General features: G+C 70.6%; 23 protein-coding genes. 6 read left to right on the forward strand and 17 right to left on the reverse strand.

Annotation, left to right across the window (positions count from 1 at the left end; translation table 11 throughout):
* Positions 1 to 47 precede the first annotated feature (47 nt).
* Positions 48 to 440, forward strand: a complete 393-nt coding sequence (locus ACFULQ_RS12500; RefSeq protein ID WP_383541917.1) for a DUF2267 domain-containing protein — start codon at positions 48 to 50, stop codon at positions 438 to 440.
* Between the two features lie 10 nt (positions 441 to 450).
* On the opposite strand, the gene ACFULQ_RS12505 is transcribed toward ACFULQ_RS12500, so the two are convergent.
* Positions 451 to 900, reverse strand: a complete 450-nt coding sequence (locus ACFULQ_RS12505; RefSeq protein ID WP_383541920.1) for a DUF1931 family protein — start codon at positions 898 to 900, stop codon at positions 451 to 453.
* 235 nt (positions 901 to 1135) lie between these two features.
* On the opposite strand from ACFULQ_RS12505, the gene ACFULQ_RS12510 reads away from it, so the two are divergent.
* The 3 genes from ACFULQ_RS12510 to ACFULQ_RS12520 all read left to right on the forward strand — a co-directional run bounded on the left by ACFULQ_RS12510 (position 1136) and on the right by ACFULQ_RS12520 (position 5851).
* Positions 1136 to 3310, forward strand: a complete 2175-nt coding sequence (locus ACFULQ_RS12510) for an FUSC family protein (RefSeq protein WP_383541922.1) — start codon at positions 1136 to 1138, stop codon at positions 3308 to 3310.
* Positions 3311 to 3363: 53 nt separating this feature from the next.
* A complete protein-coding gene (locus ACFULQ_RS12515) occupies positions 3364 to 4347 on the forward strand; it encodes an AraC family transcriptional regulator (protein WP_383541924.1) in 984 nt (327 codons plus the stop codon).
* A 406-nt stretch (positions 4348 to 4753) separates the two neighbouring features.
* A complete protein-coding gene (locus ACFULQ_RS12520; RefSeq protein ID WP_383542185.1) occupies positions 4754 to 5851 on the forward strand; it encodes a methyltransferase domain-containing protein in 1098 nt (365 codons plus the stop codon).
* A 21-nt stretch (positions 5852 to 5872) separates the two neighbouring features.
* On the opposite strand, the gene ACFULQ_RS12525 is transcribed toward ACFULQ_RS12520, so the two are convergent.
* Genes ACFULQ_RS12525 through ACFULQ_RS12540 form a run of 4 tightly spaced genes read right to left on the reverse strand, consistent with a single transcriptional unit; the run spans position 5873 to position 9058 of the window.
* Complete coding sequence (locus ACFULQ_RS12525; RefSeq protein ID WP_383541926.1) at positions 5873 to 6730, reverse strand: aldo/keto reductase; 858 nt, start codon at positions 6728 to 6730, stop codon at positions 5873 to 5875.
* On the reverse strand, positions 6727 to 7161 hold the full coding sequence (locus tag ACFULQ_RS12530) for a cupin domain-containing protein (protein WP_383541929.1): 435 nt from the start codon (positions 7159 to 7161) through the stop codon (positions 6727 to 6729). The genes ACFULQ_RS12525 and ACFULQ_RS12530 overlap by 4 nt, the downstream gene beginning before the upstream one ends.
* A gap of 14 nt (positions 7162 to 7175) precedes the next feature.
* A complete protein-coding gene (locus ACFULQ_RS12535) occupies positions 7176 to 8162 on the reverse strand; it encodes an aldo/keto reductase (protein WP_383541932.1) in 987 nt (328 codons plus the stop codon).
* A gap of 2 nt (positions 8163 to 8164) precedes the next feature.
* Positions 8165 to 9058 (reverse strand): helix-turn-helix transcriptional regulator, encoded by an 894-nt coding sequence (locus ACFULQ_RS12540; RefSeq protein WP_383541934.1) that lies wholly within the window; start codon positions 9056 to 9058, stop codon positions 8165 to 8167.
* Positions 9059 to 9209: 151 nt separating this feature from the next.
* Between ACFULQ_RS12540 and ACFULQ_RS12545 the strand changes: the two genes are divergently transcribed.
* Entirely contained in the window at positions 9210 to 9545 is a 336-nt protein-coding gene (locus tag ACFULQ_RS12545) for a carboxymuconolactone decarboxylase family protein (protein ID WP_383541936.1), read from the forward strand.
* Positions 9546 to 9598: 53 nt separating this feature from the next.
* Here the strand turns inward: ACFULQ_RS12545 and ACFULQ_RS12550 are convergent, their stop codons facing one another.
* Genes ACFULQ_RS12550 through iolC form a run of 9 tightly spaced genes read right to left on the reverse strand, consistent with a single transcriptional unit; the run spans position 9599 to position 19874 of the window.
* The gene (locus ACFULQ_RS12550; protein WP_383541939.1) at positions 9599 to 10465 is read right to left on the reverse strand and encodes a sugar phosphate isomerase/epimerase family protein; all 867 of its coding nucleotides are present in this window, start codon (positions 10463 to 10465) and stop codon (positions 9599 to 9601) included.
* Entirely contained in the window at positions 10462 to 11478 is a 1017-nt protein-coding gene (locus tag ACFULQ_RS12555) for a Gfo/Idh/MocA family protein (RefSeq protein WP_383541941.1), read from the reverse strand. The genes ACFULQ_RS12550 and ACFULQ_RS12555 overlap by 4 nt, the downstream gene beginning before the upstream one ends.
* Positions 11479 to 11500: 22 nt before the next feature.
* Positions 11501 to 12916, reverse strand: coding sequence for a sugar porter family MFS transporter (locus tag ACFULQ_RS12560; protein WP_383541943.1), 1416 nt, complete (start codon positions 12914 to 12916; stop codon positions 11501 to 11503).
* A gap of 8 nt (positions 12917 to 12924) precedes the next feature.
* Positions 12925 to 13872 (reverse strand): TIM barrel protein, encoded by a 948-nt coding sequence (locus ACFULQ_RS12565; RefSeq protein WP_383541946.1) that lies wholly within the window; start codon positions 13870 to 13872, stop codon positions 12925 to 12927.
* A gap of 23 nt (positions 13873 to 13895) precedes the next feature.
* Positions 13896 to 15386 (reverse strand): CoA-acylating methylmalonate-semialdehyde dehydrogenase, encoded by a 1491-nt coding sequence (locus ACFULQ_RS12570; RefSeq protein WP_383541949.1) that lies wholly within the window; start codon positions 15384 to 15386, stop codon positions 13896 to 13898.
* A 13-nt stretch (positions 15387 to 15399) separates the two neighbouring features.
* Positions 15400 to 17283: a 3D-(3,5/4)-trihydroxycyclohexane-1,2-dione acylhydrolase (decyclizing) gene (iolD, locus tag ACFULQ_RS12575; RefSeq protein WP_383541951.1), complete on the reverse strand. Its 1884-nt coding sequence runs from the start codon at positions 17281 to 17283 to the stop codon at positions 15400 to 15402.
* Positions 17280 to 18011, reverse strand: a complete 732-nt coding sequence (locus tag ACFULQ_RS12580) for a 5-deoxy-glucuronate isomerase (RefSeq protein WP_383541954.1) — start codon at positions 18009 to 18011, stop codon at positions 17280 to 17282. The genes iolD and ACFULQ_RS12580 overlap by 4 nt, the downstream gene beginning before the upstream one ends.
* On the reverse strand, positions 18008 to 18877 hold the full coding sequence (locus ACFULQ_RS12585) for an aldolase (RefSeq protein WP_383541957.1): 870 nt from the start codon (positions 18875 to 18877) through the stop codon (positions 18008 to 18010). Before ACFULQ_RS12585 ends, ACFULQ_RS12580 begins: the two co-directional genes overlap by 4 nt.
* A gap of 7 nt (positions 18878 to 18884) precedes the next feature.
* Positions 18885 to 19874: a 5-dehydro-2-deoxygluconokinase gene (gene iolC, locus ACFULQ_RS12590; protein WP_383541960.1), complete on the reverse strand. Its 990-nt coding sequence runs from the start codon at positions 19872 to 19874 to the stop codon at positions 18885 to 18887.
* 211 nt (positions 19875 to 20085) lie between these two features.
* Between iolC and ACFULQ_RS12595 the strand changes: the two genes are divergently transcribed.
* Positions 20086 to 21081 (forward strand): LacI family DNA-binding transcriptional regulator, encoded by a 996-nt coding sequence (locus ACFULQ_RS12595; RefSeq protein WP_383541963.1) that lies wholly within the window; start codon positions 20086 to 20088, stop codon positions 21079 to 21081.
* Between the two features lie 28 nt (positions 21082 to 21109).
* Here ACFULQ_RS12595 and ACFULQ_RS12600 read toward each other — a convergent pair whose 3' ends face one another.
* The 3 genes from ACFULQ_RS12600 to ACFULQ_RS12610 form a co-directional block, all read right to left on the reverse strand.
* Positions 21110 to 22162 (reverse strand): Gfo/Idh/MocA family protein, encoded by a 1053-nt coding sequence (locus ACFULQ_RS12600; protein ID WP_383541965.1) that lies wholly within the window; start codon positions 22160 to 22162, stop codon positions 21110 to 21112.
* Positions 22163 to 22164: 2 nt separating this feature from the next.
* Entirely contained in the window at positions 22165 to 23163 is a 999-nt protein-coding gene (locus ACFULQ_RS12605; protein WP_383541968.1) for a Gfo/Idh/MocA family oxidoreductase, read from the reverse strand.
* Positions 23164 to 23347: 184 nt separating this feature from the next.
* Entirely contained in the window at positions 23348 to 24262 is a 915-nt protein-coding gene (locus ACFULQ_RS12610) for an ATP-binding cassette domain-containing protein (RefSeq protein ID WP_383541971.1), read from the reverse strand.
* Positions 24263 to 24266: the final 4 nt, after the last annotated feature.

Raw genomic sequence — 24266 nt, forward strand, 5'->3', positions numbered from 1 at the left:
GCCGGACACACCGTCCGGCACCACGGCGGAGCCTGAGGGAGGCAGCGATGAAATACGACGGATTCCTCGCCCGTGTGCGCGAACGAGGCGAATACAACGACCAGGAAGAAGCCGCGGACGTCACCAACGCCGTGCTGCACGTCCTGGCCCAGCGCATCAGCCCGGGAGAGATCAAGGACCTCGCGTCCCAGCTGCCCGATCCGCTTGGACACGTTCTGAACGAGGCCACGCCTGAACAGGCACGGGGCTTCGGAATCGAGGAGTTCTACCGCCGGGTCGCCGTGCGTACCGGTGCCCGGCCGCGCACGGCTCAGTGGGACGCCAGTGCGGTCCTGACCACCGTCGCCGACGCCGTCACCGGGGGAGAACTGAACCAGATCATCAGCCAACTCCCCTCCGGCTACGCGGTCCTGTTCGGCAAGGCCGACCTCGCGGACTGAACCTCCGAGCTCACAGCAGGAGGTCGAAGACGGCTCGGGCCTCGTCCCAGTGCTGGGTCTGAGGGTTCTTCAGGTCGGGGTGGAGAATCTTGAAGCTCTGGGCAAGGGCCAGACTGAGACCGCCGACGATGTCCGGGTAGGCCGCCTCGGTCTCCTCGTCGGGCGTGCGGTCCAGAGCGGGGTGGGCGGCGATCTGCTCCAGGATCGGCTTGAGTTCGACTTCCTGGTCGATCTTCCGGAAGCGATGAATGCTCTCCTGGAGACCCTTTGTGATCGGCAGGTCACTGGTCCTGATGACATCGCGCCCATTGGCCTTGGCAGTGGCCTGGGCGACGACCAGCAGATCGTAGAGCTTGGCGTCGACGAAGTCGCTGTAGCGCTTGAGATCGTTCTTGTCGACGTCCAGCCCCGCGGCCGCGCGGAAAAACCTCTCGAACCTGGCGATGGACATCACGGTCATGACGGTAACCTCCGGCAGCGGACGCCGGGGTGGCCCCCGGCCCCCTGGGCTTCCTGGTCAGCGTGGCCGACGGGGTGCGCCGGACGCATGCGCATGCCGGGCCCAATCGGCCTCCTCGGATCGCCCTGCCAGGCCCAGGCGTACGACTGGCCAGGGAGTTCGCGGGGACGCGGATCGCGGGAGGCGGCGCCGCGGCCGACGCGACCCGGCAGGGCATCCCGGTTAGGCTCACACCGTGAGGTGGCTGCGGGCCTTCGCGGAGGTCGTGCGATCAGGGCTCACGATCGAGGAGACGCGGCTGGAGCCCCTGCTCGCGCTGCGCACGGCCGCCGGCGTGGCGATCGTCGTCGGTTCGGCGCTGTGGCTGGTCTCCCCTGCGTACGCCGCGTCCGCCGCCCTCGGCGCCTTCTCCGCGGGTGGGGCCACCTTCCAGCGCACCTGGCGTCCGCGCAAGGTGATCGCGCTCGGTGCGGGCGCGGGTCTGGCGCTCAGCACCTTCGTGGGCTACCTGGCGGCAGGACGACTCGTGACGTTCCTTCCCCTGCTGGCCGTATGGGCCTTTGCCGCGGGGATGGCGTGGGCTCTCGGATCGACCGCCGGCATCGTCGCCGCGACGACGGTCGGCAGCATGCTGGTGACCATCACCCTGCCCACGAGTGTCGGGCGCGCCCTGGAGCATGCCGGGGTCATCGCACTGGGGGGCGTGGTGCAGGCCGTACTGATCCTGCTCTTCCCGGTCCGGCGGTGGGGAGCGCATCGTGACGCGCTCGCCGACGCCCTGGCGGCCGTGGCGGACTACGCCCGCAGGCTCCGGCACGACCCCACCGCGCCGTTCGAACCGGAGCCGTTGATGACGGCCCGGGACGCGGCTGCCGTCACCCCGTCACAGGCCCGCACCCGGCCCCCCGTCCTGCACGGCCCCCGGGGCCTCGCCGAGCGCATCGTGCCCGTCGTCGCCGCGCTCGCCGACCCCGACGTCGGCGCCCCGGCAGAGGGTCCCGGGCGGGACCGCGCACGGGAGTTGCTCGCCGCGGCCGCCGAGGTCCTGGACGCGGCCGCCCGTACGGTCCGACGCGGCACTCCCGCCGAGGTGCCGGCCGCGATCGCGGAGGCCCTGCACGTCGACGAGGAGCACGAGGTGCTGGAGGGGCCCGCGCGGCAGGCCGCCGAGCGGCTCGTGGAACTGCTCGGCGAGGCGTCGGAGATCGCCGTGAGCGGCGGCGCACGCGGGAAGACGTCCACCCCGACCGGCCCCGCGGGCGCCCACTTCCTGAGGCGCCCGACCATGTTCCGGCTCCTCCCGGTCGTCGTCCGGGGCGTCCGCCGTGAACTCCGCCGGGACTCGCCCGTGTTCCGGCACGCCGTCCGGCTCGCGGCGGTGGCGACGCTCGGCTATCTGATCGCCTCCCGGCTGCCCCTGCACCACGGCTACTGGGCGCCCATCGCCTCGGTGATGGTGATGCGGCCGGACTTCCACCGCACGTACGCCCGCGCGGTGGCCCGTCTCGCCGGAACCCTGGCGGGGGTCGCGCTCGCCACCGGCATGGTGCGGGCCCTGGGACCGGACGCCCAGGTGTTCGGCGCGCTGGCGGTGGTCTCGGCGGGCCTGTCGTACACGCTGATCCGTACCGGCTACGCCTACTCCCAGTGCTTCACCGCCGCGTACGTCGTCTTCCTGCTCGGCATGGGAGGCCAGGCATGGGAGCAGACGGTCCCGGAACGGGTGGTGCTCACCCTGCTCGGCGGGGCTCTGGCCATGCTGGCGTACGTGGTGTTCCCCGCATGGGAGACCCCCCGGCTGCCGGGCCGGCTGGCGCATTGGCTCGCCGCCAACGGCCGCTACGCGGCAGCGGTGCTCCGCAGCCACGCCGAACCCACCCGGGAACAACGCGCCGACGTGCGCAGGGCCCTGCTGGCGAGCAGGGAGGCACGTGCTGCCTGGAAGGAGGCCTACGAACAGGCACGGCAGGAACCGGTCCGCCCCCGAGGTCTGACGTCGCGCGAGGCGCAGGAGGCGGAGGAAGCGCTCAAGAGGTTCGACCGGGCGGTGATGGTCATGGAGAGCCATGCCCCGCAGGTCGACAGCCGTTCCGCCCCCGAGGCCGAGAGGCTCGCCGAGGCCCTGGAGGCGGACACCGCACAGGCGGCGGCCGACGTGCGCGAGCACAGGAACCCGGACTGGGGGCGCGTGGAGGAGGTGCTCCACACGTGGCAGGGCACCGCAGGGGACCGCAGCCCGGTGCTACGGCGCGGCGCGGAACTGCAGAAGCGGGCTCTGGAGGATCTCGCCACGGCCGTAAGCCGCACCCCCCTGGAACGGGACGTCGGCTCCGCTCGCGAGGAGCAGCGGGTACGGGCGGCCATGGCTGCGGAAGACGAGGGAACAGGACCTCGGAACCAGGGCGGCTGACGACGATAAAGTGCACATCCCTCGTACGGTCCGAAGGCGTAGGAGTTTGCGCTATGCATCACTCGCCCGAAAAGGGCCTGGTTCTACGGGAGTTCCGGACGACGGATGTGGACGAGGCTCGACAGGTCATCCAGGAACGCTTCTACGCCAACTCCATCGACGTGCCCTGCGGAAGCGCCGAGTTCATGGCTCGGTACGACATCGCCACCCTCGGCCCGCTCACCCTCGGACGCATCGCTTTCGGCACGGAGGTGCGCATCGAGTTCGGGGAACTCGGTTCCTACCACGTGGACATACCTCTGGGCGGCCGGCTGGTCTGGCGACAGGGAAGGCACACCGACGCGGTGGCGACCACCGCGACCGCCGCCGTCTTCCAGCCGCACGGCGACACGGTCCTCGATCGAGTGAGCACGGACTGCTCCATGCTGGCCGTGAAGATCGACCCCGAAGCCCTCAACGATCAACTCGAACGCCTTCTCGGCCGACCGCTGCGCACGCCCGTCGCCCTCACTCCGGAACTCGACATCGCGCACGGCGCGGGCCTGAGTTGGGTACGGATGATCCGTTCGGTGTTCGACGAGGTGCAGGCCGGCGGGCTGGTCACGACCCCGATGGTCGCCCGCCCGATCCAGGAGGCCCTGCTGACCGGGCTCCTCCTCGCCACCGGCCACCGCTACCGCGACGAACTCGACCGACCCCACCTCGCCCTGCGCCCCGGCCCCGTCAAGCGCGCTGTCGAGGCCATGCACGGCATGCCGCAACACCCTTTCACGGTAGGGGAGTTGGCTGTGCTCGCCGGGGTGAGCGTGCGGCGGCTCCAAGAGGCCTTCCGGCAGTACGTCGGCATGACCCCGCTGGCCTATCTCACCGACGTCCGCCTCGCCTGCGCCCACGACGAGCTGAGCCGCGGCACACCCGGCGAGGTGAACGTGAGCGAGGTCGCTCATCGTTGGGGCTTCGGCCACCTGGGCCGCTTCGCGTCGCGTTACCAGGCGCGCTTCGGCGAGTTGCCCTCACAGACACTGCGTTCCGGGTGACCACGTCCGCGCCATCGCCCCGCGCTGTGCGGACAGTGACCGCGCTCAGTGGATCGTGCACGGCAGCGAACACCCTCTAGGGTTCCGGGTGTTCGCGCGTCCGCTCTCCGGTGCCCCGCGCGGACATCGGCCGCCCCTGCTCCACCCGTGGGGGCCGGTCACCGCCCGTCGGCACCCCCGAGCCGCGGGCGGGCCGGCAGCGCACACGCGGCCTCCACCCCGCCGCGGAGCACTGCCCGACACCGGAGAAGGTCCGGGCCGGTGTCGCCGCCGGCCCGGACCTTGGCAGCGCCGAGGGCCCACCGATGAGGCAGAACCGGGCTTTCCGCCCGTTGCCGCCCGGTCGGTTGTTGACCCTCACGCGGCGTGAGGCTGCATAGTCGGGGGCGTGGAGGATCACTGGACCGTGGGGCACGTGGCCGCAATGGCCGGTGTGAGTGTTCGTACGCTGCATCACTACGACGCGATCGGGCTGGTGCGTCCGTCGGCGCGGACCGCGGCCGGGTACCGGGCCTACTCGGCGGGCGACGTGGAGCGGCTGCGCGAGGTGTTGGCCTATCGGCGACTGGGCTTCGGGCTGCGGGAGATCGCGGCACTGGTCGGGGACCCGGCCACCGACGCGGTCGCGCACCTGCGCCGACTGCGTGGCCTGCTGCTGGAGCGTCGTGATCGCGCCGACGCCATGGTGGCGGCCATCGACAGGGAACTCGAGGCACGGGCGAAGGGACGGGACGTGACACCGCAGGAGCAACTGGAGCTGCTCGGCGCACAGTTGTACGACGCGATCGGCGGCGCCTACACCGCGACACGGCGTACGGAGCCGCGGATCGCCGCGCAGATCTGGGACGCGCTCGGGGACGCGCAGACGGTGTTGAACGTAGGAGCCGGCACCGGCTCCTACGAGCCACCTGATCGCGACGTGACCGCGGTGGAGCCGTCGGCGGTGATGCGGGGGCAGCGGCCCGCCGGGTCGGCGCCGTGCGTGGCCGCCGCCGCGGAGAACCTGCCCTTCGAGGACCGCTCCTTCGACGCCGCGATGGCCGTCTCGACCGTTCATCACTGGGAGGACCCGACAGCGGGGCTGCGCGAGATGCGGCGCGTCGCCCGCCGCGTGGTCGTGCTCACGTTCGACACCGACGGGCCCGGCTGGCAGGACCGCTTCTGGCTCACCCGCGACTACCTTCCTGAGTTCGCCTCCGTCCTCGAAGGATTCCCTTCGCTGGCCGGGATGTCCGCCGCGATCGGCGCCCGCGCCGAGCCGGTGCCGATCCCGTGGGACTGCGCTGACGGACTGTTCGAGGCGTACTGGCGCCGACCGGGGGCGTATCTGGAGGAACACGTGCGTCGCGCGGCGTCGGTATGGACGAGGGTCGGACCGGAGGCCGAGGAGCGGGCGGTGCGCAGCCTCGGCGACGACCTGGACTCCGGCCGGTGGGCCGAGCGCAACGGCGACCTCGCCGGCCTCGACGCCGCGGATCTCGGCCTCCGCCTGCTCATGGCCTGACCGCGTCGGCCGTACTCGTCGTCACTTCCCGCTGTAGACCGGGAAGACCGTGTGCTCGCCGTACTCCACGTCGCGCAGGCTCCGCAGGGCCTCCATGTCGGCGTCGGAGATCTCGAAGTCGACAGCGGCGTTGGAGCGCATGTGCTCGGGGTTCGCCGTCTTGGGCAGTGACACCGTGCCCAGTTGCAGGGTGTAGCGGATGCACAGCTGCGGGACGGACACGCCGTACTTGTCGGCGATCGCCTGGACCTCTGGGTTCTCCAGGATCGCTCCGTGGGCGATCGGCGAGTACGCCTCGACGAGGATCTGCTTGCTCGCGCAGTAGTCCAGGAGTTCCGAGGGAGTGTTGCCGGCGTGGACGAGGAGTTGGTTCGCGTGCGGCGCCACGGTCGCGGCTTGCAGGATGTTCTCCAGGTCGTGCTGCTCGAAGTTGGACACCCCGATCGAGCGGATCTTGCCGGCCTGATACGCCTCTTCGAGCGCGCGCCATGCCGCGCGGTTGCCCTCGGAGTAGTCACCGCCGCGGAAGTCGTTCCACGGCTGCGGGCTGTGAATGAGCATCAGGTCGATGTAGTCGGTGCCCAGTTTCGCGAGTGACCCGTCGATCGCGGCGACCGCCCGGCCGTAGTCCTTGATCTCCGCGGCGAGTTTGGTCGACAGGAACAGCTCGTCGCGCGGCACGTCGGCGGTGCGCACGCCCTCGCCGACGCCGCGCTCGTTGCCGTAGGCCTGGGCGGTGTCGATGTTGCGGTATCCGATCTCGACGGCGGCCCGGACGGCGTCGGCGGCCTTGTCGTCGTCGATGAACCAGGTGCCGAGCCCCAGCTTGGGGATCTCGACCCCGTTGGACAGCGTGTAGGTCTCGTTCAGGACGGTCATGCGGTTGCTCCGTTCTTCGGCAGCCTGCCGTACACCTCGTCGGTGACGGGTTCGAGCCATTCGTTGCTGACGCCCTCACCGGGGGTGATGAGGGCGACGTGGGAGAACCACGCGTCGGCCTTCGCGCCGTGCCAGTGCTTCGTGCCCGCCGGTACGCGTACCACCGTTCCGGGTTCCATGCTGACGGGATCCTCGCCCTCGGCCTGGTACCAGCCGCTGCCCGCGGTGCACAGCAGGATCTGGTCGCCGCCGCCGTCCCTTCCGTGGTGGATGTGCCAGTTGTTGCGGCAGCCCGGCTCGAAGGAGACATTGCTGACGGGGACGGTTCCCGAGGCGAGCGGCGCCAGGTAGCTCTGGCCGGTGAAGTACTGCGCGAAGGCGTCGTTCTTCTCCCCGAGCGGGAAGATCTGGTCGAATCCGTGGACGGTCATGTCCTGCTTTCTCACTAGCGATTGACGTAGCCCATGTGCTCGGCGTTGTAGCGGTCGCCGCTGACGCCGACCCGTCGGGCGAGTCCGTCGAGGTCCGCGACCTCGTCCGCCGACAGGGCGACAGCGGTCGCGGCGCTGTTCTCCCGGATGCGTGCCGTACGGCGAGTGCCCGGAATCGGCACGATCCATGGCCGCTGCGCGAGGAGCCAGGCCAGGGCGATCTGGCCCGGCGTCGCTCCCTTGCCCGCGGCGAGCCGGCCGACATGGTCGACGAGTGCCTGGTTGGCGGCCAGGTTCGCCGCCTCGAAGCGTGGGACCCGCCGACGGATGTCCCCGTCGGTGAAGGCCGTGGACGTGTCGACGGTCCCGGTGAGGAAGCCCTTGCCGAGGGGGCTGAACGGCACGAACCCGATGCCGAGCTCGGCGAGCGTGGGCAGCACCTCGGCCTCGGGATCCCGTGTCCACAGCGAGTACTCGCTCTGGACCGCGGTCACGGGGTGGACGGCGTGGGCGGCGCGAATGGTGGCCGCGGAGGCCTCGGAGAGCCCGAAGTGCCTGACCTTCCCCTCGGCGATCAGCTCTCCGACCGTGCCGGCGACGTCCTCGATCGGTACATCGGGGTCGACACGGTGCTGGTAGAACAGGTCGATCACATCGGTGCGGAGCCGCTTCAGGGACTCCTGCGCGACGTGGCGGATCTGCTCGGGCCGGCTGTCGAGGCCCACCATGCGGCCGTCCTGGATGTCCCATCCGAACTTGGTGGCGATCACGACCTGGTCGCGGATCGGCTCGAGCGCCTCGCCGAGCAGCTCCTCGTTGACGTAGGGGCCGTAGACCTCGGCGGTGTCGAAGAAGGTCACGCCCTCGTCGGCCGCGGAGCGCAGCACCGCGATCATGTCCTCGCGGCTGCCGGGGTTGGGGCCGTAGCTCTGGGACATGCCCATCACACCGAGCCCGATGGCGGAGACGTCCAGGCCTTGTCCGAGTGTCCTGGTGTGCATGGTCATCCTTCGTGGAGCGTGGTCGTGTGTCCGCTGCGGGGCGGTGCTGCGGTGGCCGTCGCGGCGAGGCTCGCGAGCAGCTGAAGCCGCTCCTGGCTGGGGGAGCCGGGCTCCGCGGTGTAGATGAGCAGGGACAGCCCGGGCTCGGCGGTCAGCTCCATCGCCTCGTAGGTCAGGGTGAGGTCGCCGACCTCGTGGTGGTGGAACGTCTTGGTGCCCGAGCCGTGGCGGCGCACATTGTGTGCTCCCCACCGGGTGCGGAAGGCGTCGTTGCGCGTGGACAGCTCGCCGATCAGGTCGTGCAGCTGCTTGTCCCGGGGATCCCGGCCGGCCTCGGTGCGCAGGATCGACACGGTGATGTCCGCGGCCGCCTCCCAGTCGGGGTAGAAGGTTCTGGCCCGTTCGTCGAGGAAGCAGAAGCGCGCCAGGTTTCCCTGTCCGGGGCCCTCCAGCACCTCGTCGTAGAAGACGCGTCCGAGGGCGTTGGTGGCGAGGATGTCCATCCGTCCGTTGCGCACGAACGCGGGCCCGAGGACGACGGCGTCCAGCGCACGGGTCAGGCTGTCCCTGGGCACCCACTTCTTCGGCCTGCGCCTGCGTACGGGCCGGGCGGCGCCGCTGGCGGCCCGAGCGAGGTCGAAGAGGTGCTCGCGCTCGGCGTCGTCCAGCCGCAGCGCCCGGGCGACCGACTCGAGGACGGCGTCGGAGACGCCGGCCAGGTGGCCGCGCTCGATCTTGGCGTAGTACTCCGGGCTCACGTCCGCGAGCATCGCCACCTCGCCGCGGCGCAGGCCGGCGACCCGCCGGTGTCCGGAGACGGGCAGGCCGGCCTGCTCGGGCGTGAGGTTCGCTCGACGGGACATGAGGAACTCTCGTGCTTCGCTCCTGGTGTCCATGCGCTCCACGCTATGTCTCGGAGCGCTGATGAGGGATGCCCTGCCAGTACGCCCCTCACCGGGGACTCCCTCGCCCGGCAGGGCGGCGATGTCATGGCCTCTGCACCTTCGGAGAGCGATCGATGGACATCGACGCAGGTAGGGAGAGCCCATGATGGAGAACACGGGAACCGGCTGGACCGGCGGGAAGAACGCCTTCGGCGACTTCGCACCGGGGATGGTCCACTACACCGACAGGGTCCTCTTCGACGAGGTCTGGGAGCGCGAGGGTCTGTCCAAGCGCGACCGCAGCCTCGTCACCATCGCGGCTCTGACCGCACTCGGAAAGACGGACCAGCTGCGTTTCCACCTCCGCTTCGCCCGCCAGAACGGCGTCACGGACGAGGAGCTCCAGGAGGCCCTGCTGCACTTGGCGTTCTACTCCGGGTGGCCCAACGGGATGGGTGCGACGGGCGTGCTGAAGGACGTCGTCGAGGAGGAGGACTGAGTACGACCCCGGTTGCGGACGCTGTGTCGGGCGGGAGGCCGGTGGCCGGTGCGTTACCCGGCCAGCTCCTTCGTGATGCGGTCCAGCATGAACGCCGAGGACTCGCGAGCCCGCTCCTCCCAGGCGAAGACACACGCCGTGGCGACGCCGTCGAAGTTCAGCTCCCGCAGGGTGCCGAAGAAGGCGTCCCAGTCGACCTCGCCCTGGCCGATGTCCAGGTGCTGGTGGATGCGGGCCGCGGTGCCGGGCGGGTTGAGGATGTAGCGCAGGCCGCTGGAGCCCTTGTGGTTGAAGGAGTCCGCGATGTGCACGTGCTGGAGCTTGTCACCGGCGTAGCGCATCATCGCCGCGATGTCGGCCGTCGGGTCCGCCCCGGACAGGTGGAAGGAGTGCGGGGCGCAGTACAGGTAGTTGACCCACGGCTTGTTGATCGCGTGGACCAGGTCGACCGCGGGGGTGTTCTCCTCGCAGAAGTCGTCGGGGTGGGCCTCCAGGTTCAGAGCGATGCCTTCGCGCTCGAACAGCGGGAGCAGCTCCTCCAGGGAGCGCCAGAACGCGGCCTCGCTCTCGGCGGCGCGCTCGGGGCGGCCGTTGAACTCCGAGTTCATCAGCGGGCATTCGAGGTCCGCGGTGATCTCGATCATCCGCTTCCAGTAGCGGACGGCGGCCTGCCGCTCGCCCTCGTCGGGTGAGGACCACTTGTACAGCGGCAGCACCGAGGACAGCTTGACGCCGTGCCTGCGCAGGGAGTTCTTCAGCTCGGCGATCCGCCGGTCGTCCGCGCGCGGGTGCAGGAAGAACGGCATGAAGTCGTCGCGCGGCGACAACTCGATGTACTCGTAGCCGAGTTCGGCCACCGTGCGCACCATGTCGTCGATCGGCAGGGCGCGGAACATGTACGGGTCGAGGGCGATCTTCACGCGGTACCTCCGTAGAAGGCGGGACGGGGCTTGAGGTCCGTGGCGACGACGTGGCCGGACTCCAGGGCCTCGACGGTCGCGGCGGTGATGACGGTGGCGGCGTATCCGTCCCAGGCGGACGGCCCCGTGGGCGCGTCCCCGGCGGCGACGCCCGCGATCCACTCCCGGAACTCGGTGTCGAAGGCGTCCCGGAAGCGGCCGACCCAGTCGGTGAGCACCTCGGTGCTGTGCGAGGCGGCGGTCCGCACCCCCACGGCAGCGGGGTCGGGCAGCCGTACGAGGCCCTCCTCGCCGACCGCCTCGCACTGGATGTCGTAGCCGTACTGGCAGTTGACGAAGACCTCCAGGTCGATGCGGACGCCCTTGGCGGTCTCGAAGAGCATGATCTGCGGGTCCTTGAGAGGGGCGAACCGCCTGCTCGTCGCGCGCGGGGTGAGCACCTGGGTGGAGACGATCTCGTCGTCGAGGAGCCAGCGCAGTACGTCCACCTCGTGCACGGCGGTGTCCAGGGCCGCCATGGCGGAGGTGTACGACTCGGGGACGGTCGGGTTGCGGTGGGCGCAGTGCACGATCAGCGGCTCACCGATCCGGCCGGAGTCGATGACCTGCTTCATCTGCCGGTAGCCGGTGTCGTAGCGGCGCATGAAGCCGACTTGGACCAGTCGGCTGCCGCGGGCCTGCTCGGCCTCGACGATCCTGAGGCAGTCCTCGGCGGTGGTGGCGAGGGGCTTCTCGCAGAACACCGGCTTGCCGGCGGCGATCGCGTTCAGCACGTGCTCGGCGTGGGTGGGGCCCCAGGAGGTCACGAGGACGGCGTCGACCTCTTCGGAGGCGATCAGGGCGGCGCCGTCGGGCAGGACCCGGGCGCCGACCGGGGCTGCCGCGTCCTGGGCGCGGGCGGTGTCGATGTCGGTGACGGCGGTGACCCGGGCGCCGGTGACGGTGTGGGTGAGGCGGTGGATGTGCTCCTGGCCGATCCAGCCGGCGCCGATGACGCCTACGCGTACGGTCATGTGATTGCAACCTGTTTCTGAACTAGGAGAAGCGCGTGCGGAGTTCGGCTTCGAGGGTTTCGAGGGAGCGCCCCTTGGTCTCGGGGACGCAGAGCTTCACGAAGGCGATGGCGAGGATGCCCAGCACCGCGAAGAGGAAGAAGGTGTTCGACACGCCCACCCCGTCGACCAGGGAGGGGAAGGCGAGCCCGATGGCGAAGTTGGTCAGCCAGAGCACGACGGCGGCCATGCCCATCCCGAACGCGCGCATCCGCATGGGGAAGATCTCCGAGAGCATCAGCCAGGTCACCGGTGAGATCGCGCCCTGCTGGAAGGCGAGGAAGGTGACGGTCATCGCAAGCACGAGGTAGGCGCGGGCGTCGCCGGACGGCAGGAGCAGCGAGAAGACGCCGATCAGCACCAGCGCGGCGGTGGTGCCGAGCTGTCCCGTCATCAACATCGGGCGGCGGGGCACGCGGCCGAGCAGCCAGATCCCGGCGAAGGTGGCGAGTACGGAGATGACGCCGTTGGCGATGTTGGCGGTCAGTGCGCTGTCGGAGGTGAATCCGGCGTCGGTGAGGATCTGGGTGCCGTAGTACATGATCGTGTTGACACCGGTGACCTGCTGCACGATCGCGATGCCGAAGCCCACGAACATGAGCCTGCGGATCCAGGGCGTGGCCTTGATGTCCGCCCAGCCTCCGAGCTGCTGCTCGGCGTCCTTGACGGCGAGCGCGGCCACCTCTTTGAGCTCGGCCTCGGCCCGCTGCCGGGTCCGGACCTGCTTGAGGACGTCCAGGGCCTCGTTGAAGCGGCTCTTCGAGGCCAGCCACCTGGGACTCTCCGGCATCACCAGGACGCCGAACCAGAGAGCCACGGCTGGCAGGGTCGCCACGACGAGCATCCAGCGCCAGACGCCGCCGGACTCGTCACCCACCCGTGCGATGACGGCGTTGCAGGTGAACGCGGTCAGCTGCCCGGTGACGATCATGAGTTCGTTACGGGTGACCAGTGCGCCCCGCCGCTCCGCGGGGGAGATCTCCGCGAGGTACACGGGCACGGTGACCGACGCACCGCCGACCGCGAGACCGAGCACGAACCTGGCCACGACCATGACCGCGGTGTTCGGGGCGAGCGTGGCGGCCAGCGCGCCGACGAAGAACAGCACCGCCAGCGTGAGGATGCTGCGCCGTCGGCCGCGTGCGTCCGAGAGCCGTCCTCCGAGCACCGCTCCGAGCGCGGCGCCCAGCAGGAGGGAGCTGGTGACCATGCCCTCGGTGAAGGGGGTGAGGCCGAGGTCGTCGGTCATGTAGGGCAGGGCGCCGTTGATGACGCCGGTGTCGTAGCCGAAGAGGAGCCCGCCGAAGGTGGCGACGACCGTGATGAGCCGCAGCCGACGGGACACCACCGCGGGGGGTGCGTGGTCCGTGCGGGGACCGGTGCCGAGCTTGACGTCCATGGCGCCTCCTAACCGAGCTTCGGGCGACGTGTACCCGTCAGCCCGCAGCTAGCCAGGTGCTCACGGGTGCTGATCGCGATGGGCAGCGGCACCTCGGGCGCACACGGATACAGGTCCTGCTCGACGATCACGAACAACTCGGCGTCCAGCCTGGCCAGTTCGGCCACCACGTCGGCCGGGTTCGGGACCCCCGCGGGCGGTGAGACACACACCCCGCGCTTGACGGCCTCCCCGAAGCCCAGGTTCTCGGCGGCGACCTGGGCGAGGATCTCGGGGTCCATCTGCTTGATGTGGACATAGCCGACCCGCTCGCCGAACCGGCGGATCAGATCGAGGTTGTCGCCGCCGCCGTAGGCCACGTGCCCGGTGTCCAGGCACAGGTTGGTGTAGCGGGCGTCGGACTCGTTCAGCAGCCGCTCGATCTGCGGCTGGGTCTGGATGTGGCTGTCGGCGTGCGGGTGGACGACCAGGCGTACGTCGTACTCGTCGAGCAGGAGCCTGCCGAGCCGGTCGGCGTTCTTGCCGAAGCCCGCCCACTGCTCGGCGGTCAACTCCGGGGACTCGGTGAAGGCGCCGGTTTTCTCGTCCCGGTACATGGGCGGTATCAGGACCAGGTGGTGCGCGCCGGCCGCGGCGGTCAGGGCGGCCACCTGGCGGACATGGGCCAGCATCTCGTCCCAGGCCTCGGGCCGGTGCAGAGCGCCGAACGCGGTGCCCCCGGAGACCTTCAGACCCCTGGCGTCCAGCTCCTCCTTCAGCCGCTGCGGGTCGGTGGGCAGATAGCCGTACGGGCCGAGTTCGAGCCACTCGTAGCCGGCCCGTACGAGCTCGTCGAGGAAGCGGGTGTGGGGCACCTGGTGCTCGTCCTCGGGGAACCACACGCCCCAGGAGTCGGGCGCGGAGCCCAGGCAGAGATTGCCGACGGTGGTGCGCAGGGGGGTTGGCGCCGTTGCCATGGTGTGTCCTTCGGGGAGGGGACTCAGTTGGACGTGGGGAAGGTGAAGCCGGCGGTCACCTGCTGGGCCTGTGCGGGCCAGCGCGTGGTGACGACCTTGGGGCGGGTGTAGAAGCGGATGCCCTCGGGGCCGTGGATGGGGGAGTCGCCGATGAGGGAGTCCTTCCAGCCGCCGAAGGAGTAGTAGGACATCGGGACCGGCACCGGCACGTTGATGCCGATCATGCCGACCTTGATCCGGCGCTGGAAGGTGCGGGCGGCTTCGCCGGAGGCGGTGAACAGGGCGGTGCCGTTGCCGTACGGGTTGGCGTTGACCAGGTCGATGGCCTGGTCGAGGGAGTCGGCGCGGACGACGGCGAGGACCGGGCCGAACAGCTCCTGCTGGTACGCCTCCATCTCGGTGGTGACATGGTCCAGGAGGGAGGGGCCGGTGAAGTAGCCCTCCTCGTGTCCGTCGATCTTCAGACCGCGGCCGTCGACGACGACGGTGGCGCCCTGGGCCTGCGCGGTGCCGACGGCGTTCTCGACGCGTTCCTGGGCGGCCCTGGTGACCAGCGGTCCCATGTCGGTGCCCGGGGCGTCACCGGGTCCGACCTTCACCTCGTTCGCCTTGCGCCTGAGGATGTCCACCAGTTCGTCCGCCGCGTCGCCCACGGCGACCGCCACCGACACGGCCATGCAGCGCTCGCCGGCCGAACCGTAGGCCCCGGCGGTGATGTGGTTGGCGGCGAACTCCAGGTCCGCGTCCGGGAGGACGACGGCGTGGTTCTTCGCGCCGCCGAGGGCCTGGACGCGCTTGCCGTGCGCAGTGGCCCGCTCGTGCACGTACTTGGCGATGGGGGTGGAGCCGACGAAGGAGACGGCCTCGATGCCGGGATGGGTGAGGAGGGCGTCGACCGCGTCCTTGCCGCCGTGCACGACGTTGAAGACGCCGTCCGGCAGACCCGCCTTCCGGTACAGCCCGGCGACGAAGTTGGCTGCGGACGGGTCTCGCTCACTGGGCTTGAGGATGAAGGTGTTTCCGGTCGCGAGGGCGATGGGGTGCATCCACAGGGGCACCATGGCGGGGAAGTTGAACGGCGTGATGCCCGCGACGACACCGAGCGGCTGGCGGAAGTTGTGCACGTCCACGCCGCGCGAGACCTGGTCGGAGAAGGCCCCCTTCAGCACGTCGCCGAGACCGCAGGCGAACTCGACGACCTCACGGCCCCGGGTGATCTCGCCGCGGGCGTCGTCGACGGTCTTGCCGTGCTCGGCCGAGATGATCCGGCCCAGCTCCTCCTCGTGCTCGACCAGGAGTTGGCGGAAGGCGAACATCACCTGGGTGCGCTGAGTGAGGGAGGACTCGGACCAGGTCTCGAACGCGGCGGAGGCGGCCTGGACGGCCGCGTCCACGTCCGCGCCGCCGCCGAGGACGACCCGGGCCTGTTCCTGGCCGGTGGCCGGGTTGAACACCGCCTGGGTGTCCGTGCCGGTGACGGGTGCGCCGTTGATCCAGTGGGGAATGGTGTTCACGGGAGCGGTGTCCTTAGAGGTAGTGGCGCTGGGCCTGCTTGTGGGCGGCGTAGGTGTCGTAGGCGGCCTGCGTGCTGTCGAGTGCGGAGACCTCGCTGACCGGGACGTCCCACCAGCCGTGGCCGGGCGGGTTGGGCCCGTACAGGTCGGTCTCGACGTGGACGACGGTGGTGCGGGTGGCGGTCTTCGCCTTCTCCATGGCCGAGCGGAACTCCGCGACACTGGTGGCGTGCAGGACGTCCGCGCCGAGGCTCGAGGCGTTGGCGGCGAGGTCGACGGGCAGGACCTCGCCGTCGAGTAGACCCGAATCGTCGTTGCGGAAGCGGTACTTGGTGCCGAACCGCTGTGAGCCCAAGGACTCCGACAGCGAGCCGATGGAGGCGAAGCCGTGGTTCTGCACGAGGACGACGATGACCTTCAGCCCCTCGGAGACCATGGTCACGATCTCCTGGGCCATCATCAGGTAGGAGCCGTCACCGACGAGCACGACGACTTCACGGGTGGGGTCGGCCATCTTGGTGCCGACGCCGGCCGCGACCTCGTAGCCCATGCAGGAGTAGGCGTACTCGACGTGGTAGGCCTTGGGGTCGCGGGCCCGCCACAGCTGCTGGAGGTCACCCGGCAGGGAACCGGCCGCATTGATGACGACCGCGCGGTCGTCCAGGACGTCGTTGAGCGCGCCCAGGATCTGCGTCTGGGCGGGCAGCCCACCGGCGTTGCGGTCCGGGGCGAAGCAGGTCTCCTCGATCTCCCGGGTGCGGGCGATGAGTTCACGCGTGCGTGCCCGGTACTCCGGAGTCACCTCCCAGCCCTCCAGCGCGGCCGAGAGGGCGTCGATGCCGAGCCGGGCATCGGCCACCAGCGGCTCCGCGGAGTGCTTGACGGCGTCCAGGCGGGCGACGTTGAGGTTGACGAAGGTGACCTCGGGGTCACCGAAGACGGTGTGGCTGGCGGTGGTGAAGTCGGAGTACCGGGTCCCGATACCGAGGACGACGTCGGCTTCACGGGCCAGTTCGTTGGCCGCGTAGGAGCCGGTGGAGCCGATGCCGCCCACTGCGCAGGGGTGGTCCCAGGGCACCGCGCCCTTGCCCGCGTGCGTGTCGGCGACCGGGATGCCGGTGGCGTCGGCGAACGCGCGCAGCGCGGTCTCCGCACCCGAGTACACGGTGCCGCCGCCGGCCACGATCAGCGGCTTTCTCGCGTTCTTGAGGAGGGCCGCGGCCCGCGCGACGGCGGCTGCCTCCGGCGCCGGGCGGCCGACATGCCACACCCGGCGTCGGAAGAAGGAGAGGGGCCAGTCGTACGCTTCGGCCTGCACGTCCTGCGGCAGCGCCAGGGTGACGGCCCCGGTCTCCACCGGGTCGGTCAGCACCCGCATCGCCGCCAGCGCGGCCGGGATCAGCTGCTCGGGCCGCTGGATCCGGTCGAAGTACTTCGATACGGCCCGGAAGGCGTCGTTGACCGTGACGTCGCCGCCCCGGGTGTCCTCCAGCTGCTGGAGCACCGGGTCGGCGGCCCGGGTGGCGAACATGTCCGAGGGCAGCAGCAGCACCGGGATGCGGTTGGTGGTGGCCAGGGCCGCACCCGTGATCATGTTCGTGGAGCCCGGGCCGGTCGAGGCCGTACAGGCGAAGGTCGCCAACCGGTCACGCATCTTCGCGTAGGCGACGGAGGCGTGCACCATGCCCTGCTCGTTGCGGGCGAGGTAGTACGGCAGATCCGCCTCGCCGGTGACGGCGGCCTGGAGCAGGGCCTGGCCGACTCCGGCCACGTTGCCGTGCCCGAAGATGCCCCACACCCCGGGGATCAGACGCTGTTCCTGGCCGTCCCGCTCGCTGTACTGGTGGGCCAGGAACCGCACCAGGGCCTGCGCGGTGGTCAGTCGTACGGTGTTCATCGGCTCTCTCCGAAAGGCAGGCGGTCGTCGACGTCCTGCGTGTCCCAGGTGGCGCGCACCCAGCCGTGGGCGGGGTCGTCGCAGATCAGCCAGGCCTGGTCCGGGCCGGGCCCCGCCATGACGTTGAGGTGGTGGAGGTCGTAGCCGTGCCGGCCGTGCGGGATCAGCACGGTGTCCCCGGAGCGGATCTCGGCGAGCAGGTCGATGGGCCGCTGGTGCGTGCCGTGGACCCGCTGACAACCGAAGCCGTGCTCGCCGCCGGAGATCTCGAAGTTGTAGGTCTCCTCCAGCTGCCACTTGTTGACCTGCCGGGAGCAGGCTCCGGCACCCCGCACTTCGACGGGGACGTCCTCCTTGCGCCCGTACCGAGCCGAGTGACCTCCCTGCTCGATACGGGCGGAGGGCAGCGCGAACGAACCTCCCGTCGCGCTGCTGATCAGGGCCTCCGACGCGCGCGGAACACAGGCGAAGTCGGTGACCGAGGCGAACACGTCTGTCCGACCGACGAGTTCGAAGGAACTGCCGCCCGTGGTGACGGTGCAGGAGCCCGTCAGCGGCAGGACCAGGAACTCGCTCTCCCCGGTGGACAGAACGTGCTCGCCACCCGGAACCAGGGTCAGGACCCTGAGTCCGGAGTATCCCCAGCCCGCCGAGTCCGGCGTGACCAGGAGGCCGTAGGGCCCGTCGGTCGAAGTCCCCTTCGGCACGTACTTGGCGGAGCGGCTCACAGCAGGCTCACCGCCCGGTCCACGGCACCGGCGACATCGCCGTTCGAGGGGTAGAGCAGGGAACGGCCGACGACCAGGCCCTGCGCGGTGGGCTGCTTCAGTGCCTTGCCCCAGGAGGCGAAGGCCGCGTCGGCGTCCTTGACCTCACCGCCGAGCAGCAGTGCCGGGAGGCTGGAGGAGGCGAGGACCCGTTCCATGTCGTCCACGACCGGCAGCTTCAGCCAGGTGTAGGCGGTGCGGCGGCCGAGCCCCGAAGCGATGGTGACCGACGTGACGACGGCGTCGGTGGACAGGTCGTTGCGGATCCTGCCGTCCTCCCAGACCGAGATGAACGGCTCGACCATCGCGATGAGGTGACGGTCGTTGAGTTCGTCGACCGCGCGGGCGGTGTTCTCCAGCACGGACGGGGTGACGGGGTCCTGGAGGGCGATGCGGGTGAGCATCTTGCCGCCGTCGAAGCCCATCGCGGCGACGGTGGCGGCGTCGTAGCCGGTGAAACGGTCGTCGATCTCGAAGACGGAGCCCGCGAGACCGGCGCGGTTCATGGAGCCGAAGACGCTCTTGCCGTCGAGGACGCCCAGCAGGAGCAGGTCTTCGAGGATGTCGGCGGTGGCGAGTACGCCGGTCACGCCGGGGCGGTCCAGTGCGATGCACAGGCGGTCGAGCAGGCGGGAGCGGTCGGCCATGGCCGAGGGGTCGGCGCCGACGCGGTTGGCGCCCCGTGCCGGGTGGTCGGCGGCGACGATCATGGCCTTGCCGTGCTCGCCCATCGGTGAGGCGGCCTTGACGCGTCGCGCGGCGGCGGCCGCGATGGCACCGGGGTCGCTGACCCGGGCGGCCACGATCCGGCTGAGGTGGTCGGACATCTGGTCGTCAGGCCTTTCGTTGCGGGCGGGCGTCGGCGGGGCCGGCAGCTGCCTCGCGGAGCTTGGCGTCGACCTCGGCCTGTCTGGGCATGGCGTCGGAGCAGGACAGCCGGGACGCGACGATGGCGCCGGCGGCGTTGGCGAAGGCGACCGTGCGGTGGGTGTCCCAGCCGGACAGCAGCCCGTGGCAGAGCGCCCCGCCGAAGGCGTCACCGGCGCCCAGGCCGTTGACCACGTCCACCGGGACGGGCGGGATCTCGGCGGTCGAGCCGTCGCGGTCCATGGCCAGGACGCCCTTCGGGCCCTGCTTCACCACGGCCAGCTCCACCCCTGCCGCCAGCAGCGCCTTCGCGGCCGCGTACGGCTCCCGCTCCCCGGTGGCGATCTCGCACTCGTCGAGGTTGCCGACCGCGACCGTGGCGTGCCGGAGCGCCTCCGCGTAGCAGGCACGCGCCGCGGACGGGTCGGCCGTGCCGCTCCAGAACATCGGCCGCCAGTCGAGGTCGAAGACCGTCGGTCCGGACTTCGCCCGGTGTGCCAGCGCGGCCAGGGTCGCCGAACGACTCGGCTCCTCGCTCAGCCCGGTGCCCGTGAACCAGAAGATCGCCGCGTCCCGCACCGCGTCCAGGTCCAGTTCGTCGGGCCGAATGTCCAGGTCAGGGGCCTTCGGCAACCGGTAGAAGTAGAGCGGGAAGTCGTCCGGCGGGAAGATCTCGCAGAACGTCACCGGCGTCGGCGCGATGTCCGAGGTGCCCACGTACCGGCTGTCGACGCCGTACCCCTCAAGGGCGGTGCGCACGAACGCGCCGAACGGGTCGCGCCCCGTCTTGGTGATCACGGCCGCCGAGCGGCCGTACCGCGCCGCTGCCACCGCGACATTCGTCGGGCTGCCGCCGAGGTACTTGCCGAACGAGGTGACCTCCGCCAGCGCCACACCGGTCTGGAGCGGATACACGTCCACTCCCACACGGCCGATGGTCAGCACGTCGAAAGGCATCACGCTGGTGCCCCTTCGCTCCGGAGGATGGGTGGGAGCCCCTGTGAAGGACTCCCTGCCGCGCTCTACTAGCGCGCTCTAGTTCGAGTACGATGACCCCAGTCCAAATGTCCTGTCAATACCTCGTTGCTGGAAGATTTCGAGCTCCCGCCGTGGCGGGAGCGCTGGAAGGGCGGGTTCAGTGGGTGCATCGGGCAAGCAGCGGCCCACGATGGCGGACGTCGCCGAGAAGGCGGGCGTCTCGCGGGCACTTGTCTCGATCGTGTTCCGCGGGGAGGTGGGCGCCGGCGAGGAGACACGACGGCGGGTGCTGCGGGTCGCCGACGAGATCGGCTACCGGCCCGACAGCGCCGCCCGGCTCCTGGCGCGCGGTCGCAGCCGCACCCTCGGCGTGATGTTCACCCTCCAGCAGACGTTCCACACCAACCTCATCGAGGCCATCTACCCGGAGGCCGAACGCCTCGGCTACGAGGTCCTGCTGTCCGGCGCCGCACAGAGCCGCAGCGAGGAGAAGGCCGTCGAGGCGCTGCTCAGCCACCGCTGCGAGTCGGTGATCGTGCTCGGCTCCTTCGCGAAGCCGTCCTTCCTCGGCGAACTGGGGCGGCGCACGGTCGCCGTCTCCGTGAGCCGCCGGGTCCCGCACGCGCACGTGGACTTCGTGCACTCCGCCGAGGCCAAGGGAGTCCACCAGGCGATGGACCACCTCGTAGGGCTGGGACACCGCAGGATCGTCCACATCGACGGCGGCCGGGGGCCGGGTTCGGCGGAACGGCGGCGCGCCTACCGGGCGGCGATGCGCCGGCACGGACTCATGGCCGAGGAGCGGGTCATCCCCGGTGAGCACACGGAAGCCTCCGGCATCGAGACCGGCCGTCTCCTGGTGGCGGAGCACGACGAGGGGCGGCCACTGCCGACCGCGGTCCTGGCCGGCAACGACCGCAGCGCGATGGGCCTGATGATGTCGCTGACCCGGGCCGGCGTCGAGGTCCCCCGTGATCTGTCGGTGGTCGGATACGACGACAGCCACCTCTCCCATCTGATGCCCATCGGCCTGACCACCGTGCGCCAGGACGCGGGGCTCATGGCCCAGCACGCGGTGCGCTTCGCGGTGGAGCGGCTGGAGGACCCCGAACGGGAGCCGCAGGAGGCGGTGTTGGAGCCCGAACTGGTGGTGCGGGGGACCAGCGGGCCGCCGCCGAAGGAATGAGCGGTACTCCGGCGGTGACATGAGGTCGTCAGGTGTCTCCAGGAAAGGTGATGCCGGGAAAGGTGATGCCGCACTGCCGGCGGATCTCGTCCATCGCGCGCAGCGTGTTCACGGAGTCGGTCAGCGGGCGCAGCGGTGACTGGAGAAGGCCCGCGCCGATACAGCGGGCTACCTCCGCGGCTTCGTAGTGCAGCGCCTCGTGCGCGGTGTGCGGCTCGGTGCGGGTCAGGGGGGTGCCGCCACCCGCCGGTGTGAGCACCACCTCGCCCGGCTGGTAGAAGGGGCCGGGCAGGCTCAGTGTGGCGCGGCTGCCGGCGATCGTGGCCGCGGTGGGGGTGTCGCTGAACAGGGTGGTGTGGACGACGCCCTGCCCGCCGTCGGCGGTCCGCAGCAGGGCGGACACCTGGCCCGCGACGCCCCCGGGATGCGGCGCGGCGAAAGCCAGCACTTCCGTGGGGGCTCCGAGGACCCGCACGGCGAGGGACAAGGGGTAGGTGCCGAGGTCGAGGAGCGGGCCACCGGCTTGGTCGGGCCGGAGGATGCGATGGTCACCGCTGAAGTGCTCGCCGTACTCGGCCAGAACGGTATGCACGTCGCCGAGGACGCCGGAGTCGAGGATCTGCCGGACGACATCGAACCTGGGAAGGAAGAAGGTCCACAGGGCCTCGGCGCAGAACAGGCCGCGTTCCGCCGCGAGCCGGGTGATCTCGGTCGCCTGGGAGGCGTTCAGCGCGAGCGGTTTCTCCACCAGTGTGTGCTTGCCGGCGTCGAGGGCGATCCGGGCGCAGCCGAGGTGGGCGGTGTGCTCGGTGGCGACGTAGACCACGTCCACGTCCCGGGCCGCGGCCAACTCCTGGTAGGAACCGTACGCGTGCGCGATGCCGTACCGGTCCGCGAAGTCCTTGGCGCGGGAGGCATCGCGGGAGGCGACGGCGGTGAAGCGCTGGCGGGTGTGACGGCGCACGGAACGCACGAAGCGCTCTGCTATCCAGCCGGTGCCCAGAACGCCCCAGCGCAGTGCGGGAGCCTCCATCGGGTCCGGTGTGCGCGGGGCGGGCAGAGCGGTGGGGAAGACGGGCATGCTCACACCTCCGGAATCTGCACGGCGACGGTCTCGCCCCCGCTCCGCATGGACGTGATGACGGCCTCGGCCACGGCGTTCGCGATCAGTCCCTCCTGGGCGCCGGCCAGCGGCGGGGGACTGGCGGCCGCTACCGCCTCGGTCCAGGCCCGCAGTTCGAGGCGGTAGGCGTCGGCGAACCGAGGGCGCCAGTCGGCCGGGTAGCCGACGGAGCGGGTTCGGGCCGAGTCGGTGACCAGGCGGGCGGGGTGGGCGAGGGCCAGCGTGGCGTGCTCGCAGGCCACCTCGCAGCGGATGTCGTAGCCGTAGCGGGCGTTGAGGAACACCTCGACGGTGGTCAGGGCCCCGTCCGCGGTGCGCAGCAGCATGAGTTGCGGGTCGCGCAGGCCGGTCACCGCCCCTGTGGCGCGCGGCGCGTGCCAAGCGACCTCGGTGATCGGGGAGTTGAGCAGCCAGGCGACAGTGTCGAACTCGTGGACGGCCGACCCGGTGACGCTCGACTCGTCGGTGGCCCCGGGAGCGGAGGAGACGCCGCGGCTGACACAGTGGAGCAGCAGCGGCGCCCCGTGGACACCTGCGCCCAGAGCCTCCTTCAGCTCCAGGTAGGCGGGGTCGAAGCGGCGCATGAAGCCCAGCGAGATCAGCCGGCGACCCGCCCGCAGCTCCTCCTGTGCGACGCGGACGCACTCGCCCAAGGTCGGGGCGAGCGGCTTCTCGCACAGGATGGGCTTGCCGGCCCGTATCGCCGCGATGCACAGCTCGGCGTGGGTGCTGTCGTGCGAGGCGACGACGACGGCGTCGACCTCCGGATCGTCGATCAGGGCGTACGGATCGCCGGTGGCGCGCGCACCGGGGACCTCGCCCGCTACGGCGGCCGCCCGATCCGCGTCGATGTCGGCGACCATGGTGACCACCGCGCCGGGGACATTCCGGTGCAGGTTCCGCACGTGGTCGGCGCCCATGTTGCCCGCGCCGATCACTCCGATTCGTACCGGCCTCAAGCCGGACCTGCCTTTCCTGTTGTGTGTACGGCCGGACGGACCACGGCGTGGCGAGGGACCGCGAAGCCCGGGCTCAAGGGGCCGTAGCAGGTAGGGCGTCGCGTTCACCTCGATGACTCTCTGATCGCCGTGGACCATCCAGATCAGGGCACTTTCGGGTGACGGGCTGATGTGCCCGCTGTCATCAACCCGCAGCGTCGCCCGCGCTCGCCTTCGGTGCGGTCAGGTCCTCCTCCTCCGGGAGCCCCTCCACGTCCACTCCGCGCACCTGCGCCAACTCGTGCTTGAGCGAGGCGAGTTCCGCGCCGCCGGCCATGTGGTTGGTCAGCTCCTCCAGGCCGACCTCGTCGCGGGAGGCGCTGAGCTCCATGGTCCCGAGGCGCAGGACGCTGAAGTGGTCGCCGACCATGTAGGCGTGGTGGGGGTTGTGGGTGATGAAGATGACGCCCAGTCCGCGGTCGCGCGCGGCGGCGATGTACTTGAGCACCACGCCGGACTGCTTGACGCCGAGGGCGGCGGTGGGTTCGTCCAGGATGAGCACCCGGGCGCCGAAGTACACGGCGCGGGCGATGGCCACGCACTGGCGCTGACCGCCCGACAGGGTGCCGATGGGCTGTTCCAGGTTGTCGAGGACGATGCCCATCTCGCGCAGTTCGTGGTCGGCGGTCCTCTTCATCGCCTCGATGTCGAGGCGGCGGATCGGCCAGGGACCCTTGGTCATCTCGGAGCCGAGGAAGAAGTTGCGCCACACCGGCATCAGCGGAACCGTCGCCAGGTCCTGGTAGACGGTGGCGATGCCGGCGTCGAGGGCCTCGCGGGGGGTGGAGAAACGCACGGGGACGCCGTCGACGAGGAACTCGCCCTCGGTGTGCTGGTGCAGCCCCGAGATGATTTTGATCAGCGTCGACTTGCCGGCGCCGTTGTCGCCGAGCACACAGCTGACCCGGCCGGGGGAGACCTGGAGGTCGACGCCGTGCAGCGCCCGGACGTTGCCGTACGACTTGCCGGTGCCCTTCAACTCGACGACAGGCTTGCCGTCCTGGGGTGCCGGGTCCTTCGGTGCGGTCCTGTCGCGCCTGGTCTCGTTGGTGGTTGTCATCGGA

This window comes from Streptomyces sp. NPDC057253 (assembly GCF_042669125.1).
GTDB lineage: Bacteria > Actinomycetota > Actinomycetes > Streptomycetales > Streptomycetaceae > Streptomyces.

Coding starts and splice junctions, on each gene's coding strand:
- iolD (WP_383541951.1), bottom strand. CDS start 17,283: ATGAACACCGTACGACTGACCACCGCGCAGGCCCTGGTGCGGTTCCTG.
- ACFULQ_RS12585 (WP_383541957.1), bottom strand. CDS start 18,877: ATGTCCGACCACCTCAGCCGGATCGTGGCCGCCCGGGTCAGCGACCCC.
- ACFULQ_RS12610 (WP_383541971.1), bottom strand. CDS start 24,262: ATGACAACCACCAACGAGACCAGGCGCGACAGGACCGCACCGAAGGAC.
- ACFULQ_RS12545 (WP_383541936.1), top strand. CDS start 9,210: ATGATGGAGAACACGGGAACCGGCTGGACCGGCGGGAAGAACGCCTTC.
- ACFULQ_RS12565 (WP_383541946.1), bottom strand. CDS start 13,872: ATGGCAACGGCGCCAACCCCCCTGCGCACCACCGTCGGCAATCTCTGC.
- ACFULQ_RS12535 (WP_383541932.1), bottom strand. CDS start 8,162: ATGCACACCAGGACACTCGGACAAGGCCTGGACGTCTCCGCCATCGGG.
- ACFULQ_RS12530 (WP_383541929.1), bottom strand. CDS start 7,161: ATGACCGTCCACGGATTCGACCAGATCTTCCCGCTCGGGGAGAAGAAC.
- ACFULQ_RS12600 (WP_383541965.1), bottom strand. CDS start 22,162: ATGCCCGTCTTCCCCACCGCTCTGCCCGCCCCGCGCACACCGGACCCG.
- ACFULQ_RS12500 (WP_383541917.1), top strand. CDS start 48: ATGAAATACGACGGATTCCTCGCCCGTGTGCGCGAACGAGGCGAATAC.
- iolC (WP_383541960.1), bottom strand. CDS start 19,874: ATGCCTTTCGACGTGCTGACCATCGGCCGTGTGGGAGTGGACGTGTAT.
- ACFULQ_RS12555 (WP_383541941.1), bottom strand. CDS start 11,478: ATGACCGTACGCGTAGGCGTCATCGGCGCCGGCTGGATCGGCCAGGAG.
- ACFULQ_RS12505 (WP_383541920.1), bottom strand. CDS start 900: ATGACCGTGATGTCCATCGCCAGGTTCGAGAGGTTTTTCCGCGCGGCC.
- ACFULQ_RS12560 (WP_383541943.1), bottom strand. CDS start 12,916: ATGGACGTCAAGCTCGGCACCGGTCCCCGCACGGACCACGCACCCCCC.
- ACFULQ_RS12595 (WP_383541963.1), top strand. CDS start 20,086: ATGGCGGACGTCGCCGAGAAGGCGGGCGTCTCGCGGGCACTTGTCTCG.
- ACFULQ_RS12525 (WP_383541926.1), bottom strand. CDS start 6,730: ATGACCGTCCTGAACGAGACCTACACGCTGTCCAACGGGGTCGAGATC.
- ACFULQ_RS12515 (WP_383541924.1), top strand. CDS start 3,364: ATGCATCACTCGCCCGAAAAGGGCCTGGTTCTACGGGAGTTCCGGACG.
- ACFULQ_RS12540 (WP_383541934.1), bottom strand. CDS start 9,058: ATGGACACCAGGAGCGAAGCACGAGAGTTCCTCATGTCCCGTCGAGCG.